The organism is Chondrinema litorale (genome assembly GCF_026250525.1).
Taxonomy (GTDB): domain Bacteria; phylum Bacteroidota; class Bacteroidia; order Cytophagales; family Flammeovirgaceae; genus Chondrinema; species Chondrinema litorale.
Map to the genome: position 1 here is coordinate 1,775,610 of NZ_CP111043.1, position 19,572 is coordinate 1,795,181.

General features: G+C 34.0%; 14 protein-coding genes. 9 read left to right on the forward strand and 5 right to left on the reverse strand.

Going from position 1 to position 19,572, the window contains the following annotated elements; genetic code table 11:
- Position 1: 1 nt before the first annotated feature.
- A complete protein-coding gene (locus tag OQ292_RS07445; protein ID WP_284685423.1) occupies positions 2–1,378 on the forward strand; it encodes a sigma-54-dependent transcriptional regulator in 1,377 nt (458 codons plus the stop codon).
- A 13-nt stretch (positions 1,379–1,391) separates the two neighbouring features.
- On the opposite strand, the gene ytxJ is transcribed toward OQ292_RS07445, so the two are convergent.
- Positions 1,392–1,793, reverse strand: coding sequence for a bacillithiol system redox-active protein YtxJ (gene ytxJ / locus OQ292_RS07450; protein ID WP_284685424.1), 402 nt, complete (start codon positions 1,791–1,793; stop codon positions 1,392–1,394).
- 139 nt (positions 1,794–1,932) lie between these two features.
- Here ytxJ and OQ292_RS07455 point away from each other — a divergent pair, with 139 nt between their 5' ends.
- Both OQ292_RS07455 and rlmB read left to right on the forward strand, forming a co-directional pair.
- Entirely contained in the window at positions 1,933–2,307 is a 375-nt protein-coding gene (locus tag OQ292_RS07455) for a hypothetical protein (protein ID WP_284685425.1), read from the forward strand.
- Between the two features lie 65 nt (positions 2,308–2,372).
- Positions 2,373–3,137 (forward strand): 23S rRNA (guanosine(2251)-2'-O)-methyltransferase RlmB, encoded by a 765-nt coding sequence (gene rlmB / locus OQ292_RS07460; protein ID WP_284685426.1) that lies wholly within the window; start codon positions 2,373–2,375, stop codon positions 3,135–3,137.
- A gap of 56 nt (positions 3,138–3,193) precedes the next feature.
- Here the strand turns inward: rlmB and OQ292_RS07465 are convergent, their stop codons facing one another.
- Both OQ292_RS07465 and OQ292_RS07470 read right to left on the reverse strand, forming a co-directional pair.
- Positions 3,194–3,775: a DUF4136 domain-containing protein gene (locus OQ292_RS07465; RefSeq protein WP_284685427.1), complete on the reverse strand. Its 582-nt coding sequence runs from the start codon at positions 3,773–3,775 to the stop codon at positions 3,194–3,196.
- Positions 3,776–4,169: 394 nt separating this feature from the next.
- A complete protein-coding gene (locus OQ292_RS07470) occupies positions 4,170–6,449 on the reverse strand; it encodes a TonB-dependent receptor domain-containing protein (RefSeq protein WP_284685428.1) in 2,280 nt (759 codons plus the stop codon).
- Between the two features lie 172 nt (positions 6,450–6,621).
- On the opposite strand from OQ292_RS07470, the gene OQ292_RS07475 reads away from it, so the two are divergent.
- Positions 6,622–7,497: a hypothetical protein gene (locus OQ292_RS07475; RefSeq protein WP_284685429.1), complete on the forward strand. Its 876-nt coding sequence runs from the start codon at positions 6,622–6,624 to the stop codon at positions 7,495–7,497.
- Between the two features lie 174 nt (positions 7,498–7,671).
- Positions 7,672–8,904: a M16 family metallopeptidase gene (locus OQ292_RS07480; protein WP_284685430.1), complete on the forward strand. Its 1,233-nt coding sequence runs from the start codon at positions 7,672–7,674 to the stop codon at positions 8,902–8,904.
- On the opposite strand, the gene OQ292_RS07485 is transcribed toward OQ292_RS07480, so the two are convergent.
- Positions 8,885–11,959 (reverse strand): hypothetical protein, encoded by a 3,075-nt coding sequence (locus OQ292_RS07485; RefSeq protein WP_284685431.1) that lies wholly within the window; start codon positions 11,957–11,959, stop codon positions 8,885–8,887. The genes OQ292_RS07480 and OQ292_RS07485 overlap by 20 nt on opposite strands.
- 364 nt (positions 11,960–12,323) lie before the next feature.
- On the opposite strand from OQ292_RS07485, the gene OQ292_RS07490 reads away from it, so the two are divergent.
- Together OQ292_RS07490 and rseP are read left to right on the forward strand one after the other, a co-directional pair.
- Positions 12,324–13,478, forward strand: a complete 1,155-nt coding sequence (locus OQ292_RS07490; RefSeq protein ID WP_284685432.1) for a 1-deoxy-D-xylulose-5-phosphate reductoisomerase — start codon at positions 12,324–12,326, stop codon at positions 13,476–13,478.
- A 102-nt stretch (positions 13,479–13,580) separates the two neighbouring features.
- A complete protein-coding gene (gene rseP / locus OQ292_RS07495) occupies positions 13,581–14,903 on the forward strand; it encodes an RIP metalloprotease RseP (protein ID WP_284685433.1) in 1,323 nt (440 codons plus the stop codon).
- Positions 14,904–14,974: 71 nt separating this feature from the next.
- Here rseP and recQ read toward each other — a convergent pair whose 3' ends face one another.
- Entirely contained in the window at positions 14,975–17,176 is a 2,202-nt protein-coding gene (gene recQ, locus OQ292_RS07500; RefSeq protein WP_284685434.1) for a DNA helicase RecQ, read from the reverse strand.
- A 574-nt stretch (positions 17,177–17,750) separates the two neighbouring features.
- Here recQ and tsaE point away from each other — a divergent pair.
- Positions 17,751–18,188, forward strand: a complete 438-nt coding sequence (gene tsaE / locus OQ292_RS07505; protein ID WP_284685435.1) for a tRNA (adenosine(37)-N6)-threonylcarbamoyltransferase complex ATPase subunit type 1 TsaE — start codon at positions 17,751–17,753, stop codon at positions 18,186–18,188.
- A complete protein-coding gene (locus OQ292_RS07510) occupies positions 18,181–19,413 on the forward strand; it encodes an alanine dehydrogenase (RefSeq protein ID WP_284685436.1) in 1,233 nt (410 codons plus the stop codon). Before tsaE ends, OQ292_RS07510 begins: the two co-directional genes overlap by 8 nt.
- Positions 19,414–19,572: the final 159 nt, after the last annotated feature.

The window sequence follows — 19,572 nt, forward strand, 5'->3', positions numbered from 1 at the left end:
GATGAGCCGAAAAAAAGCCAACATACTGATAATCGATGATGACACATACATCACCATGACACTCAGTATGTTTCTGGAACAGCATTTCACTAATATAAAATCAATTAACTTTCCCGAACAAATTCCCGCCATACTTGAGCAGGAAAATTTTGAAGTAGTGTTGATGGATATGAATTTTAGAAAGGGAGATACTACTGGAAATCAAGGACTTTACTGGCTCAATGAGATAAAAAAGCAATCACCAGAATCTAGTGTAATACTTATAACTGCTTATGGAGGAATCGAAATAGCAGTACAGGCTATGAAAAAAGGTGCCATGGATTTTATCGTAAAACCATGGAAAAATGATAAGCTTTTAACTACTGTAAATACAGCTTTAGAACTCAGCAGAACACAATCTAAAGTTCAGCAACTAAAGCAACAATCTAAAATATTAGAAGCAGATGCCGGTATGCATCATGTAAAAATGATTGGCCAATCTCCAGCATTTCACCAAGTAATCGAAAACATTGAAAAAGTAGCAGCGACAGATGCAAATGTGTTAATTCTAGGAGAAAACGGCACCGGAAAAGAATTGGTAGCTCGCGAAATACACCGAAGATCTCAGCGCAAAAATGAGGTTTTTATTAATATCGATATGGGTTCACTTTCAGAAACTATTTTCGAAAGTGAATTATTTGGGCATGTAAAAGGAGCATTTACTGATGCCAAGGAATCGCGAATTGGTAGATTTGAAGCCGCTGATGGAGGTACATTATTTCTCGATGAAATCGGTAATTTATCATCCAACATGCAGGCTAAATTATTAGCTGTACTACAAAACAGAACCATTGTAAAGTTGGGTAGCAACAAACAAATCCCTATAAATATCAGATTGATTTCGGCCACTAATACATCTTTGCAGCAAATGGTAACCGAAGGTACATTTAGACAAGACCTTCGCTTCCGAATCAACACTGTTGAAATTTACATTCCACCGCTAAGAGACAGAATTGAAGACATTCCCCTACTCTGCTCCCATTTTCTTGAAACCTACAAAAAAAAGTATCAAAAAGCTTCTATCTCCTTACCAGACTATGTAGTCAAAAAACTAATGAAATATACCTGGCCTGGTAACATAAGAGAATTACAACATGCCATAGAGCGAGCTGTAATTATGAGTAATAATCAGGCTTTACAATCTTCAGATTTTTCTTTTCTTGAAAGTAGCAGCTCAGCAGAAGAAAGTCCATTAGATACTTACAACCTAGAACAACTAGAAAAATGGGCTGTAGAAAATGCTCTTAAAAAGTATAAAGGAAACATAACAAAAGCGGCACAAGAACTGGGCTTAACCCGAGGTGCCATGTACCGCAGACTAGAAAAATACGAATTATAATTATAAATCTAAATTATACTAAACTTTCTTTAATTGCATCAGTTGTGATACCGTAGTGAGATGTATCAAAAACAGATTTACCTTCTTTGATAACCAGTACTTGAGGAGATTCATGGATTACGCCAAAAACTTCTGCAATTTTATTAGAAATACTTCTGAAACTTAATAAATCAAGGTAATATACTTCTGAAGTTTCGGCAGGAATATCCCAGCTTCTTTCTAACCTGTTTTTAACCATACCACTTATAGAACAAGTAGTGCTATGTTTAAAAATTACAACAGATTTTTCTTTAGATTTTTCAACAATTTCATTTAGCTGATCTTCACTTCGTAGTGGTATCCAAGTGAGTGTGTCTTTAGGTGTATTTTCTCCCTTTTCAGAAGAATTACTGAAAATATTTTTAAAAAAACTCATATAATATTACTATTTGATTGTATGTAATGTCGTTACTTATTGTGCAAACAATTAAACTTTTAAAAAGATTTAAAATTAAACTTATCAGATGAAATTTATGACTGATATTTGCCAAACAATATTTAAAACCGATCCAATTATGAAACCAGTATTCTTATTTTTCGCAGTATTATTTCTGGCTTTTAGCCAACAAGAAGCAAAAGCGCAATTATTCCCAACTAATCTTGAAATCACTGTCTTAGACGACAAAGGTAATATTCAAAGAGGAGTTTCTGTAAAATTGTATGCTACAGAAGACGATTATGATGAAGACGAAAACGTAGTTGTCTCTGGAAAAACAGATGAAAAAGGTGAAATAAAGTTTAAAAAACTGGATACTAAACCTTACTATATCCGTGCCGTGAAAGGTGACATGGATAACGAAAGCTCTGCTAACCAAACAGGAGTACTCGAACAAAAAAGAAACAATAAAGTAAACGTGATCGTCTCTGGATTTGCTTTACCAAAAAATTAAGTATCGAAATTCATTTCATTATGGAGCCTGGAATTAACTTCCGGGCTTTTTTTGTAATATTGCGCATGAAAAACTTCAAAAGCAAAACACCACATAACCCATCACTTATATATGGTATTCACTCTATTTCCGAAGCTTTAGAAGCTGGTAAAGAAGTAGATAAAATACTTTTACAAAGAGGTTTAAAAAATGACTCTTTAAAAGCACTAAGTAGTAAAGCAGCAAGTTTGGGTATACCAGTATCTCAAGTTCCTCTTGAAAAGCTTAATAAGCTTACCAAGAAAAATCATCAGGGAATTGTTGGCTTTCTTTCAGCAATCACCTATTCGAGTTTAGATCACATTATATCAGAATTATATACAAATGGCAAAGAGCCTTTTATACTCATACTCGATAGAGTTACTGATGTTAGAAACTTCGGTGCTATTGCCAGAACTGCGGAGTGCTCAGGTATTCATGCAATTGTGATTCCTGCAAAAGGCTCAGCTCAAGTAGGTCCAGATGCGGTTAAAACATCTGCTGGTGCACTTAATCACATTCCTGTTTGTAGAGTTCAAAACCTTAAGCAAACTGTTAAATTTCTACAAGATAGTGGTTTACATGTTGTAGCCTGCACAGAGAAAACCTCTTCGACCATTTATGATGCAGATTTTAAAAAGCCTTGTGCCATTGTGATGGGTTCTGAAGAAGATGGGATTTCTGATGATATTTTAAGAATTAGCGACGAACTAGCATCTATTCCTATGTTTGGTAAAATAGGCTCATTAAATGTTTCGGTAGCAACTTCGGTAATTATCTATGAAGCCATCAGACAAAAAATTAGTAAATAAAAAGAGGTGCCTTTACAGCACCTCCAAATTTACAGGTTATCCGTCATCTAAGTATATTACCTTCCTGTAGTCTCAAAATCGTCAGCACGATAATTAAACTCTTCAAATATCAATTGTACTGCTTCTTCTACATTATCAGGCTTAACATCAAATACATTGTTATCCATCACTCCAGAAGCATATCCTTGCCATACAACATCACCAGTTCTTGTATCAACCATATGGATTACAATTGAACCTGGCTCAAAACTATAAGTTTCTGCTTCTCCTAGTTCTTCTTTTCCAAAGCCATACCAGTAGTCATAGTAATAATCATCATCTTTCATACTTCCATAACCTTTAAATTCAGTAGGTTTATCAAATACCACAAAGCCTAACATTAAATCAGGTGTTGTGCTTTTTTCGTAACCTAAACCCGTCATCTCATGTTCTACAGTGGTTTTAATCTGATTCTTGAGTACTAAGTTGTTTAATGAAAATGATGCTGTAGTTTCATCTATAATGTGCGAAGCCCATCCAAAAGTTTTGTAATCACTAATGTCTGTTTCAGGTCTTTCGTCTGCATTAATTATATAATTTTGACCATACAGCAATGATGCGAATGATAAAAATGTAAATAGTGCAATTAGTTTTTTCATGGTTTATTGGATTTAATTATTGTATATTATTACTTACAATATCGGAATAACTATACCCAACAAACTAAACTCTCCTAGTAGAAAGAAACTAAGCAAAAAACTATTACCTATGAAAAATAATTTTAACGAAATTATATTTCAAAACACAGCTAAAAGGCAGGTAATTAAATCAGCACAAGCAAACAAACCAAAATTCATTCTTATTTGAATGGAATTTCATTCTCTTCTTTTCATGAAATGAAATGTTAGAAAAACACAATTTCAATTAAATCATAGAATTATTTGTGTGAACAGTGTTCCACAAAGCAAAAGCAGGTGTCTGTTAAATTCTACATACCAAACTTAATTCGTGTTGCTAAAACACTACTTACAGGACTGTTTACCTGATATACCCTTAATTAAAAAAATATTTTAAACTCACGCTAGTATAATAGTTTCTTGGAAACCCGGGGTAATAATAGCGAGGTAAACTAGCGCCAAAACCAGTAGCATTTACACTGATCATAGATGCATATTTTTCATCAAAAAGATTATTAACCCCAGCATATACATCTAATTCTAGCTTAGAAAAGAAAAGTTTTTTATAGCCAATCTTCGAGTTTACTACTTTATAAGCATCCGAATAAACAGCATTATTATCTGTAATCGGCATACTACCCACAGACAACAGATTGATATTGACATATAAGCCCATGTACATTTCTACATCAACTCCAGCATTAAAAACAGATTTAGGCACTCCGGTTAATTCATTACCAGAGTAATCGTTGGTTTCATCTACAAATTCATCAAACACGTAATCGTTCAAAGCCAAAGAACTGAATATAGATGCTTGCTTAAACAACTTATTCTCAGAACTAACTAATTGATATTGTAATGAAGCTTCTAAGCCATTGTGTGTGGTTTTGCCAGCATTTACTCCTACATAAGCATCTGCGGCTGTTCTGCGTGCGACCAGTAAATCTTTAATTCGCATGCTATATGCCGTAATATCGTAAAACAACCTATTATTCAATAAACTTCCTCTATTACCTAACTCATAGTTCATCCCTCTTTCTGGTTGAATTTCTGGGTTTATTTGTCCTTCTGGTGTTAGGGTTTCTTCTAAAGTTGGTGGTGAAAAGCCGTGAGATACTCCTGCATAAAATGTGATATTCTCTTTCCATTGATAGTTAAAAGCCAGTCTTGGAGAGAGAATAGCTTCAAACTCATATTTACCAGAAAGGTCTACATCATCAGCAAAGTAATCGATATAATCGTAAGTGCTTTTATTCAAGTTAAGTCCGGCGGTTGCTTGTAGCTTATTTGTAATACGGAAAGAGGTCTTTAAAAATAGATTGTAGTACTTTCTCAGCTCTTCATTATCACTTAATGCAGCTCCGGTTTCACGTTCATTGTTTTCGTAAGTTTGCCAAGCGTATCTTTCATTATAAAACTCGGCACCCAATGTTACCTCTGGTATAAATGAAAGGTCTTTATTGATAAAACTGAAACTTGTTCTTCCTCCGAAATTAGTATTTCCCTCTCTTAAAATATTAAAAGGTCTTAGCTCATAAGCATTTCTGAAACCCGAAAAAACACTGGTACTATTACTAAAGTTATCTGAAATTCTTTGATGAAGGGCAACACCAAATATACCTTTCTGAGAATCTTCAAAACCTCTGGTTCCACCCCAATTTGCTGCTGCTGCTTTAGGGTTACCGGCAAATGTGGCACTATCTATCGAGCTTGGTATATAAGCTTTTAAATCAATTACACTTGCCAATACATTTACTGTAGTATTTTCTCCGGCATAAAACTCTGCGAGCGATGTAATCGATTGTCTGTCATATTGGTTATTCTCCCTAAAACCATCGCTATGCATTAAGTTATGCACCACGCTTATGTTTGCCTTATCGTTTCCAGTTTTAAAAGCATTGGTATTTCTATATAAACCATAAGAACCCACAGTTAGCTGAGAACTTAAACTGGTTCTTCTATAGGGCGACTTAGCTGTTTGCATCAGAATTGTTCCACCTAAACCCGCTCCATATTCACTTGCAGCAGGTCCTTTAATCACTTCCATTCTGCTGAGCAAGCTCATGTCAATATCTTCTAGCGTAGTTTCCCCAATGCCATTGGTTAATGGAATTTCATTTAAGTAAGCTCGAACTTTTGCTGTAGAATACAATGATCTCGCTCCAATACCTCTTATGGTAATTCTATTGGTATTATAAGCGCCAATGTGCATATAAACTCCGGGAACTCGATTAAGCACGGGAGCAATGTTTACATCATCGTCGCGATGAAGCTCGGCAGGACTTATAAATGTAACCGCAGCAGGAATATTTAGTAACTTTTGCTTACCTCTAAAAGCAGTAATCAACACTTCCGAAATTTCTTTTACATTCTCTTCTAAGCCGATTTGCAAGAATGATGTCTGGTTTTTTAAGGCAAGTTGCTGGCTAATGTAACCCAAAGAACTTATTGTTATCGAATCTATATTTTGAGTAGCTTCAATGCTAAAGTATCCATCTTCGTTGGTTACAGCTCCTTCATTTTTCCCAAAAGTAATTGTAGCTCCAGTAATGCCCTGATTATTGGCAAGGTCAAAAACTTTTCCTTTTATTTGAGCTTTACTCACAAAAGAGATTAAAGAAAATAAGCAAAATAAAGAGGTAAAAGTAATTTTCATAAAATCATATTTTAAGTTTCTGCAAGTATAAGATAGTGTAATGAGAGGCTGATAATTTTGTTTATAAAAAGAGATGGATATTAAAATTTTAAGATATAATTCCTCATTGAAACAAGACTGGAATGACTTTGTTAGTTCACAGGCATTTCCATTTTTTTTTAATAGAGATTTTATGGAGTATCATATTGATAAGTTTCACGATAACTCTGTAATACTTTATTTTAAAGAAAAACCTGCTGTTATTTTTCCTGCGCACCAATACCAAAACAGCATTTATTCGCACAATGGACTGAGTTTTGGTGGATTTCTCTCAAATAATAATCACGGTACAGAAAACCTTTTTCGATTTTTTAGAAGCATACTTCACTATTACAGCAAAGAAGGTTTTACATCATTATACTATAAAAAAACACCACTCATTTATCAACAACACCTCGCCCAAAGCGACGAGTTTTTTCTATTTCAATCCAATGCAAAGTTAGAAAACAGAGAAACTAATCTGGTTATCCCTTTACATATAGAAAACAAATTACAAGATCGAAAGAAAAGGGCAATTCAAAAGTCTACTAGTTACGGACTTTCGGTTACCGAATCTGATAATTGGGATATATTTTGGGAAATGCTAACCGAAAATTTGCAAGACAGACACAAAACCAGACCAGTTCATACAATTTCAGAAATACTAAAACTAAAAAAACTGTTTCCTAAAAAAATCAGATTGTTTATGAGTCAGAAAAACGAAAAGGCTTTGGCTGGCACAGTGCTATTTTTGCATCCAACTGTTATTCACAGTCAATATATTGCCTCTACAACAATAGGAAGAAAGACTGGTGCAGTTGACTTTCTTTTTAAAAATTTGATAGAAAAGTTTAGTGATTATAATTGGTTTAGCTTGGGAGTAAGCAGCTTAAGATTAGGAGGAAAAGTAAACAAAGGGCTTACAGAATGGAAAGAAGGTTTTGGTGCACTTCCGTTTTCACACGACAGTTACCTTATTGATCTCACAAAAATTGACTTTTATAATCAGGTATATGTAAAAGCCATTTAAAATTCAGATAAATTGCAACATTAAACACTGAATTAATGTTTTGCTGCTACCTCTGAGATAAATTATTAGCAAACTATTCTGATTATCTTACAAGAACCCCTATTTTATTTAATGAGGTATTCAGATACAAATGTTAATTTTGCTATTCAGAGCGAAAGGGAATGAAGCCGATATATGAAAGAATACGATGAATTTATTTTTCCTAACGGAATAAGACTGGTTCACAGACAAGTTAGTAATACTAAAATTGCGCATTGTGGTTGCATACTCAACATAGGCAGTCGCGATGAAAAACCACACCAACAAGGCATTGCTCATTTTTGGGAGCATATGGCATTTAAAGGCACTCAGAAAAGAAGAGCTTATCATATTTTAAGCAGGGTCGATTCTGTGGGTGGAGAATTAAATGCCTACACCACAAAAGAAAAAATCTGCTTCTATGCTTCTTTGCTCGACCAACATTTCGAAAAAGCAGTTGAGCTGATTACCGATATTACCTTTAACTCAACTTTTCCTGAAAAAGAAATTACCAAAGAGCGCAGTGTAATACTTGAGGAAATGGCCATGTATAAAGATGATCCTGGTGATGCCATTCAGGATGAATTTGACGAAGTAGTATTCAAGAATCACTCACTTGGATATAATATTTTGGGCACACAAGAAAGTGTAAGAGGTTTTGAAAAAGAAGATTTCTATACTTTTATAAAAGAAAATCTGAATACAGACGAAGTAATTTTTTCTTCGGTTAGTGCACTTCCTTTTAAAAAGGTATTGAAGATTGTTGAAAAACACTTAAAAGATATTCCTACTTATCGCTCTGAGAGAAAACGTAAACCATTTGAAGGTTTTGTACCTGACACAGTAATACAGTCTAAAAGCATTAGCCAAGCTCATTGTATTACCGGAACTACCTCATTCTCATTACACGATAAAAGAAGAGTGCCATTCTTTCTGTTAGTAAACCTTTTAGGTGGCCCCGGAATGAACTCTCGCTTAAACCTTGGTATTAGGGAAAAATATGGCTTTGTTTATTCTATTGATGCATCTGTAACAGCTTATCAAGATACAGGTTTGTTTGTTGTAAACTTTGCTACTGAAAAACAAACCCTTAATCGTTGTATTAGCTTATTGATGAAAGAGTTAAAAAAGTTACGAGAAACTCCATTGGGAAGCATGCAGTTACATCAGGCAAAACAGCAACTAATTGGCCAACTGGCAATGAGTGAAGAAAGCAACCTCGGCTTTATGCTAATGATGGGTAAAAGCATACTAGACCTCGGTCGCGTAGAAACACTCAATGAAGTTTTTGAAAGCATTAAATCTGTTAATACTTCTGACTTGTTGGAGATAGCAAATCTTATTTTACCAGAAGAAAGAATGAGTATGCTTACCTACCTCCCTGAGTAGCATGCCTCTCATTTAATGGTAGATTGTTTGAACTTGTATTGTCTTTATTTACATGCCAGATCATAGATTCATCTTTGCAATCGCAATCTTTTAGATATTGATTACGGTCAGCATATAGAAGCTTAAATTCTGTTCTACGATTGTAAGGATTATCACAAAGCTGCTCAAATTTATTTTTAGAATAATTCTCCTCAGATACATCTACAGGGTATCTTCCATCATAGTGGCAACGTACTAATCTAGCTGTATCTAAATCGCTATAATATTTTTTAAGCCCCTCTACAGCGGCATTATTTCTACGCAAAGAAAGAGCTTCATTGTCATATTCTTTTGGAGCATGAGGACACTCATCTGTATGAGAACTCATTTTAGCATTCAAATGCTTATATTCTCTTAATACATCTGCCAAATTTCTAAACTGAACATCAGGAACCACTTCCTCTTTTTCATTACTAAAATTATCTGAATCAAAACCATATCTAATATTTCGAATCACAACTGGATTATGCACAATGTGATTATAAGACTCTATAGAATCTGGCACCAGAATATTGTTTTCTCTAAAAAATGCTATCAACTTCTCTTTACTTTCTTTTTTTTCCATCTCATCACTTACCAATTTTGAAAGTAACTGATCGTCAGGATTTAGCATTATAACATCTCCATTGTGTGTATTTTGTAAGATGTTTTTGCCATCTTCGAAAGCCAACTCATATAAAATACTGTAATCACTTTTTCCTGCGATTGGAGTCTCGGAAGTCAAACTTTTTACATCTTTACTAAAAGCCAAAAATACCTGTTGCTCGCTTTTAACATTCGCCATTATAATCATTTTCACCTCCGGCTTTTTCTCAAGCAAAATGGTAGCTCTTAAAATTCCGTATTCATCAAAATTTCCTATAACCGTTTCAAATTCAGTTTCATTACTGAAATAAGTTGAATCATGAGGATAAGCAGTTACAGTATAATTTACGTCGAGATCAAATTGATTATAAACTCTAATTACATTATCTAGTGTAACAATTTTTGCATCTGCTTCCTCTTTATTTGGTGTGAGTTCTAAGTCAACATCTTTTATTAAAATATGCTCTCTGGTTTCTTTATCGAGTACAGTTATGTAAACTTTCAGCTCTCTAAATTTGTAAATGTCATCACTCTCTTTTCTGTCTGACGAAAAATAACCGGCAGTTCCTTCTTTATTCAAAATCAACCCAAAATCGTCTGCAGTGGAGTTAATTTGCTCTCCCATATTTTTTCGTTGAGAAAATTCACCCTCACAATAACCTGAATAATAAATATCTAGCTGACCAACACCTTCTCCATCGTGGAAGTTAGATGAGTAATACAAAATTTGAGAACCATCTGGGTTAGTATGCAAGTAAGGAAACATCTCGTTACCGGCTGTATTCACTCCCGCACCTAAATTAGCAGGTTCTCCAAGTTTACCTGTATTAGGGTCAAAAGTACTTACATAGATATCTGTATTTCCATATGAACCTTTAGTTTTTCCATCTCCCGGCATGGGTGCATTAGAAGAAAAATATAACTGAGTACCATCTGCACTAAAAGAAGGATGTGCCACACTAAAGTTTTCGCTATTAAATAAAGACGCATTCTTTCCTTCAAATTCAATTGACTTTACTTGCCAAACAGTATCATCTTTACTTGCATAAAAAAGCTTAAGCGTATTTATTCTATTATTTTCATACACTTTATTTTGCTTTAGTGCTTCTGTTTCGGTAAAATAATTTCCTGTAAAAATAAATTTATCTTTAGTACCAGGATAAAATGCTAGCGGACCTTCATTATAATAGATTCCTCTATTAAAAGAAAAAAACTTAACTGTCTGTGAAGTAGTATCAGCTAAGTTAACTACCTCTCCCGGATGAAAACCAAATACATCATCTTCATTCATCCGCTGAACATATAAATCGAAAGTACTTCTTTCTTCACCATTTACTTCACTTCGTTTATTACCAAGTGGGTTTCTGTCTGAAGCAAAAATTAGTGAATCATTACTGAAATACATGGGGCCATACTCAGAGGAAGAAACTTGATTAATTCCTGAAGTTTTTAACTCACTTACTGAATAAGTTTTATCATATATCGCGCATGGGTCTGTAAAACCTTCGCAAGTATTATATACAATGGTAACTTTATTAATTAAATCTCTGGCTTCGATCATTTTGCCAGAAACATTTAACCTAACCTGAGAGAAGTAAAACTTATCTATATCCAATTCTTCTATTGCATCTAGTTGCTTCAAATAAACTCCTTCTTCTTTTAATAACTGGTCGCAAGTTTCACAATTCTGATTAAATGTAATTACTTGCTTTCCAGTAACTGTATCTTTTTCATTTAGACACTTCTTATACCAGTCTAAAGCTTGCTCTTCTAAACCTGCTTTAAAATATGCTCTAGCAATTAACCTAGAATATTTTGTTTGTATATTCTTGTCGCTATTTTCTGTTTTTAAATAGCTAAAAAGCCTAGCTGCATTCTCATAATAACCTTGGCAAAACAACTCATCTGCAGTAGCCAATAACGATTTATCTTTATAAGCTTCCTTATAAAGTGCACCTGCTTTTGAATAATTAAGCATCTCTACATAACATTGAGCCAGTTTTATTTTGGTTACTTGTGCTAATTCAGAATCGCTAGCGAGTTGTTTATTTAGCTTTTTGTAAATTCTACCTGCGGGTTGATATCTACCAGATAAGAAATACTCATCTGCTATCAGCATTTTGTAGACGTTTAAAGAATCTTTGTAACCTTTAGCATCCGGAATGAGATTTTTTAGGTATTTCTTGTAATACACAAGAGCTACTTCAAAATTTTGCTCAGACTTATCTGGGTAATTCTTTGCGTCATTAAAAAGTATCTCAGCATAATTGGTTAACGCTTTATTTAATGATGTAGAAGCCTGCATTCTAACATCGTCGCTTTTTGCTTTTTTATCTGCCTGTTTATATTTTTTTATGGCAGTTCTGTACGCTTTTAAACCCCATAAAGAATCTGCTTCTGTCAATAGGTTTTGGGTATCCTGCGCGCTCAACGATAAGCTAAAACATAAAAAAGCAGAGGTTAATAGTAAATTTAATCTTCTAAAATTCATCGAATTAAAAAATATAGAAATAAAAACAGAAGGTAGGAGTTTGAGTTTGCGACTGGATGAAATTATTATCAAAATAGATAAATAATATCTAAAAAAACAGTGAATTTTATAAAAAATAATGAAATTGTTCATTAAATATCACATGTAGGCAAGCTAGCTAATAAAAATCACTTTGCTTTTTTATATTTGCCTATTGAGTATTTACTATACACATTTTTTAATCATAATAAAGCCAGCTCACTACATTAAAATCCTCAACCAGATTCCAGCTAGATAAAAACTAAAAGCCGATAACGCAACAGAAATGAATAAGAAGAAAGTAGCCATACTTGGTTCTACAGGATCGATAGGAACGCAAGCGCTTGAAGTAATTAAAGAAAATCCACATCTTTTTGAAGTTACTGTACTTACAGCTCAAAATAATAGCTTATTACTTGCCCAACAATGCCAAGAGTTTAAGCCTGCAATGGCTGTAATTGGCAATTCAGATAAACTTGACGAAGTTAAATCTTACCTTTCTCTAAGTGATACCACTGTCTTAAGTGGTGAACAAGCACTAGAAGAAGTAGTACAAAATCCGGAAATTGACATTGTTTTAACTGCCTTAGTTGGCTATGCTGGTTTAAAGCCAACGATTGCAGCTATAAAAGCGGGAAAAGATATAGCACTTGCTAACAAGGAAACATTGGTAGTTGCAGGTGAGCTCATTATGGAGCTTGCTAAAAAACATCAGGTAGAAATACATCCTGTAGATTCGGAGCATTCTGCTATTTATCAATGTCTATTAGGAGAGTTGCAAAATCCCATTGAGAAAATAATATTAACTGCATCTGGCGGGCCTTTTAGGGGCAGAGATACTCAGTACCTGGAAACTGTTACTAAAGCGCAAGCTTTGAAGCATCCAAACTGGGAAATGGGAGCAAAAATCACGATAGACTCTGCCACTTTAATGAACAAAGGACTTGAAGTGATAGAAGCTAAATGGTTATTTGGACTCAAACCTGAGCAAATAGATGTAATTGTTCATCCGCAATCTATCATACATTCTATGGTACAGTTTGAAGATGGAAGTATTAAAGCGCAAATGGGTTTGCCAGACATGAAACTGCCTATCGTTTTCGCCTTGAGTTATCCTCAAAGAATTAAAACCAGTTTTGAACGATTCAATTTTGCTCAATATCCTGAGTTAACATTTGAGGCTCCTGATAAAAAAACATTCAGAAACTTACAGTTAGCTTTTGATGTATTGGAACAAGGCGGTAATATGCCATGTGCTTTAAATGCAGCTAATGAGATTGCCGTACAGCGCTTTCTTAAAAATGAGATTTCATTTTTGGGGATTGCTCAATTAAATGAAATTTGTCTTTCGAAGACTACATTTATCGCTAATCCGGTGTTAGAAGACTATGTAGAGACCGATAAACAAATTCGTTTGATTGCCTCAGAAATAAATCTATAACCGATAATAATAGTAGATAAAACTAAAAAATATTTTCACCTGTTAAAAAAGGCAGGGAATTGTAAATTTATATTCTCATACTAATTAATAAATAATTCTTGCATGGAAGGACTGATTATGACTGCACAGCTGCTTTTAGGCCTGTCGATACTGGTAGGGTTGCATGAGCTGGGCCATTTAATTGCAGCGAAAGTGTTTGGGATGCGTGTTGAAAAGTATTCCATAGGTTTTCCTCCAAAGCTTTTTGGTGTAAAAATTGGTGAAACTGAGTACTCTTTAGGCGCTTTACCTTTAGGCGGTTTTGTGAAAATATCTGGTATGATAGACGAATCTCTAGATACAGCACAACTAAAAACAGAACCAAAACCTTGGGAGTTTAGAGCAAAACCGGCATGGCAACGCTTAATTGTTATGCTTGGTGGTATTATCGTAAATGTAATTACTGGTATTGTCATATTTATATTTCTGGTTTATCTATTCGGAGACAGATACTATTCAATTAAAGAGGTTAATAAATATGGTATTTATGTAAATGAATTAGGAGAAGAAATAGGCTTAAAAACAGGCGATAAGATTCTAAAAATCAATGGACATGATTTTGAATACTTTAACGATGTAAGAAACCCTAATTTTTTACTAGAAAGTGGTAGTTACTATACAATTGATAGAGATGGAAAAACAATAGATGTTTCTATCCCAGCAGATTTTATAGAAAGATTAAGTGATAATGAAAACAACAGAGATTTTGTACATTGGAGAGAGCCATTTGTTGTAGATAGTGTTTTAGATAATTCTGCTGCTGACAGAGGAGGCTTAAGATCTGGAGATAAGATTCTCTCTGTTGATAACCAGAATATTGAATACTTCCACGAATTTTCTGATATACTTTCTCAAAAAGCCAATTCTACTGTGAATATGGTGGTTAAAGGAAGTAATGGAGAAGAAAGAAATTTAGAAGTAGATGTTACTGAAGATGGTACTGTAGGTTTTTACCCTAAGTCTATGCTTGAGCCATCTATTCGCCAATATTCTTTTGCTGAAGCAATTCCTAAAGGTACTGTAGATGCCTTTTCTGTAATTACTGTTCAGTTAAAAGCATTTAATAAAATTTTTAAGGGTGAAGTTTCAGCAACCAAATCATTAAGTGGTCCAATTGGTATTGCTAAGTTTTTCGGTGGTACTTGGGACTGGGTTAAATTCTGGACAATTACTGGAATGTTATCAATGGTATTAGCATTTATGAATTTACTACCAATTCCAGCTTTAGATGGTGGCCATGTGGTTTTCCTTACTTATGAAATTATTTCTGGTAGACCTCCTTCAGATAGCTTCTTAGAGGCTTCTCAAAAAGTAGGAATGGTATTGCTACTCTGCCTCATGGTATTTGCCTTTGGTAATGATATTTATAAATTATTTCAACCCTAAGTTGAAATAGAGCAAAAAAATAAAGGCTTCCAAAAATTTTGGAAGCCTTTATTTTTATATCATTTCTCAGATTACATAGACATTTCCGATAAGAACTTAATTCTCATTAGCCTGATCTCATCTTCAGAATAATCCTCACCTAATTCATCAAGTGCGGTTTCTATATTGTCAGTATCAGACTCCATAAAATAGTCCCAAATATCGTCTTGTCTTTCATCATCCATTATTTCTTCAATGTAATAATCTAGATTTAGCTTAGTACCAGAAAAACAGATATGCTCAATTTCTTCTATCAATTCTTCGTAAGCCATATTTCTATCTTCAGCAATCTCTTCAAGATCTACTTGCATATCTATTTGCTGAATAATCTGGATTTTATTTTTCGATTTATTGACTTTTGATTTTACAAGTACATCAGAAGCTGTCGCAATATCATTTTCTTCTACATACTTACAAATCAGTTCGATAAATGGCTTACCAAATTTCTTTACTTTTCCTAAACCGACTCCGTTAATTCTAGCAAGCTCCTCTTCTGAACTTGGAAATACAGTAGCCATCTCTTCCAAAGAAGGATCTTGAAAAATAACATATGGAGGTAGACCTTTCTGCTTAGCTAATTTCTTTCTAAGACCTTTAAGCATCTCAAAAAGCTGCTCATCAGAAGCCTGGCCATGTGTTACATTCGTGCTATCATCTTCTTCATCACTAGCCTCAGTAGAGTAATCGTGATTCTTGGTAAATGTAACAGACTTAGGCTCTTCTAAAAATGCATGACCTTTATCTGTTAATTTTAGTATTGTAATATCGTCGATATCTCTAGCCAAAAATCTATTAATCATAGACTGTCTAACCGCAGATATCCAGAACTCATAAGAATCTTTTTTACCTACTGCATAGGTAGAAAGCTTATCGTGACTATAACTTTTCACATATTGGCTATCTTCTCCTTCACTATCCTCTCCTCTTACAATATTTACAATATGCTCCATACTGAAACGCTCACCTGTATTTAAGATGGTTTCCAGTATTATTTTCACGTATTCTTTGCCATTAAACTCTTCTCTGGGCTTTTTACAGTTATCGCAGTAGTCGTAATCTTGTTCAAGATACTCACCGAAATAATGAAGTAATTGCCTGTGTCTGCAAACTGATGAGTTAGCATAATAGCTTACTTCTTGTAAAAGGTGCTTGGCATTATCTCTCTCAGTTACAGTTTTATCTTTACTGAATTTCTCCAGTTTTTGAATATCCTTATCACTGTAAAACATGAGACAATGGCTATCTAAGCCATCTCTACCTGCTCTTCCTGTTTCTTGATAATAGCCTTCTATAGATTTTGGAGCATCATAATGCACAACAAAACGTACATCAGGTTTATCTATACCCATTCCAAAAGCAATAGTTGCTACAATTACATCAGCATCTTCACTAAGAAATGCATCTTGATTTTTTACTCTGGTAGAAGCATCCATCCCTGCATGGTAGGGCAATGCCCTAACTCCATTTACCTGTAATAGCTCTGCAATCTCTTCTACCTTTTTCCGGCTGAGGCAATATACTATACCAGCTTTTCCTTTGTACTGATGCACAAATTTTATCAACTGCTTCTTAGTATTTACTTTCGGCTTAACCTCATAATAAAGGTTTTTACGGTGGAAAGAAGACATAAAAATATCGGCTTCTTCCATCCTTAAGTTTCGCTGAATATCTGATCGCACCTTTGGTGTTGCAGTAGCAGTTAATGCTATAATTGGCAAGCTAGGATCAACCGACTCTATAATAGATTTTATCTTACGATACTCTGGCCGAAAGTCGTGCCCCCATTCAGATATACAGTGAGCCTCATCAATAGCTACAAAAGAGAGCTTAGCTTTCTTTAATAAAGTAATATTCTCTTCCTTGGTAAGTGATTCAGGAGCAACGTAAAGTAACTTTACCACCCCTTCTAAAACTTCCTTCTTTACTTTATTAGCTTCTGACTTTGAGAGGGTAGAATTAAGAAAGTATGCGGAAACACCAAGTGCATTTAATTGATCCACTTGGTTCTTCATTAAAGCAATAAGAGGAGATATCACTATAGCTGTACCGTCCTTAATCATTGCAGGCAACTGGTAGCAAAGAGATTTACCTGCTCCGGTAGGCATTATTACAAATGAGTTCCTACCATTTAAAATATTTTCAATAATCTTTTCCTGATTACCTCTAAACTGATTATAGCCAAAAACTTCTTTCAGCTTAGATTTTAATACGCCTTCGTGCTCTGTGGTCAACATCTACAGCAAGATAATTATGTGAGGAATACAGGACTTCATTTCCTGAAATCGATCGCCTGATTCTAATCAGAAAAAACTAGTCCTTCTTTTAACTGTCGTAATTTAAAAACAATCGTTGTTTTATTTTGTATTTTTACTCTATAGTACTTACTTAATTTATAAAGATTGAGTAAGTGTTAAATTAAAGAAATTTAAGAGAAATCTATGATTTTATCAACAATCTAAAATAAAACTATTTCTTTAAGAATTTCTGCAAAAATAGTGATTAAAGCTTAAGTTCTTTTTAATTTAAATATAAATTAATGATTTTCAGTATATATAGCTATTTAACAGCTTCATTATTTCTAACTAGAAATTAAATAAAAACACTTAATTACGTCAAAATATTTACATTTATTCGCAGAAAAGTGATATTATTTTTCTGAATACAAAAATAGAATAAAACTTTAATTGACTTTATTTTTTCTTAAAACTTTAAGATCAAAGACTAACAAATAAGATTAACAACAATTTAAATATTTAATTCAAATTAAACATCTTATTTTTACGCTTAGAATCAATATTTTTTAATTGTATGCACCGTAAAGGGTTAGAGTTGGTTTGTAAATCGCCTGATGAACTTTTTAAAATTGCTGAAAGCCTCTTATTTTTTGCAGGAGAAAGTAAAGTCTGGACATTTACTGGAGAATTAGGTGCAGGCAAAACAACACTTATTAAAGAAATTTGCAAGAAATGCCATGTTACTGATGCCATGAGTAGCCCTTCATTTTCGATTGTAAATGAATATAGAACCGTATCAGAAGAAAGTATTTATCACTTAGATTTGTACCGCATAAACTCTTTAGAAGAAGCTGTAAATATTGGTATTGAAGAATATTTATATTCCGGAGAACTTTGTTTGATCGAATGGCCGGAAATTATAGAAGATTTACTTCCAGAAGATACTCTTGAGTTAGAAATAACCATTGGCAATTCATTAGAAAGAATAATTAAAGCTTCAAAATATGAGTAAGAAGCAGAAAGTTGGATTCAGTAGTTTAGCAGCCGATTTTTTTCAGTTGCACCCACAAGAAGTGCTTGAAAGACAAAAAACAAAGAAAGGTGAACCAATATCTATTGGAATACCTAAGGAGCGCAGTGAGGAAAAAAGAGTGCCTTTGCGACCAGAGGCGGCTGCAATTTTGATAAACAATGGCTTTAATGTAAGTATTGAAACCAATGCTGGAGTTCATGCTAAGCATGCTGATAATGAATATAGTGAAGCCGGGGCAAAAATTGTTTATTCTCACAAAGAAGTTTTCGAATGCGATATTATTCTAAAAATTGCGCCTCCTACACTAGAAGAAATTGAATATATGAAACCTGGTAAAGCACTTATATCTGCTTTGCAAACTGGTATTCTTACTAGTGAATATTTTAATGCTCTCAATAAAAAAGATATAACTGCACTGGCTTACAACCTCATACAAGATAAAGTTGGCGGCTTGCCAGTAGTTCGTGCAATGAGTGAGATTGCTGGCAGTACTGTAATGTTAATAGCAGCAGAATACTTAAGCTCAACTAATAATGGTAAGGGAATTATTCTCGGAGGTATAACTGGTGTACCACCCACCAAAGTTGTTATCTTAGGTGCTGGTACAGTAGCAGAATATGCAGCAAGAACTGCAATGGGCTTAGGTGCCGAAGTGAAAATATTCGATAATCATATATACAAACTAAGAAGGTTAAAAGAAAGAATTAATCAGCCAAATCTATTTACTTCTTCATTAGATAATGTGGTATTATCAGAAGCATTATCTAGAGCTGATGTTGCTATTGGAGCTATAAGATCTGAAAATGGCAGAGCTCCTGTAGTTGTTACCGAAGAAATGGTTTCACAAATGAAGCCTAACTCAATTATTATCGATGTTAGCATAGACCAAGGCGGTTGCTTCGAAACTTCCGACATGACCAATCATTCTAAACCTGCCTATAGAAAGCATGATGTAATACACTATTGTGTACCAAATATTGCATCAAGAGTTTCAAGAACAGCAACCACTGCAATTAGCAATATTTTTACACCTATGTTTATGCAAATTGTAGAGCTCGGAGGTATTGACGAAATGATTTTTAGCAATAAATGGTTTGCCAAAGGTGTATATAGCTACCGAGGAGGCATCACCAATAAAAACATTGCAAACAAATACAATCTGCACTACAAAAACCTCGATTTAATTATTGCTGCAAGCATATAAAAAAAGCCTTGCAAATTGCAAGGCCCTTTCAACACGTTTAGAAAATTATCTTTTAAGCATGCCAATCAAAATATTGACAGACAGCTTATATTAGTTAATATAGTTATCAATATTTATACCATGCAACCCGTTATGTGTAACTGCAAGAATTTACTTGCC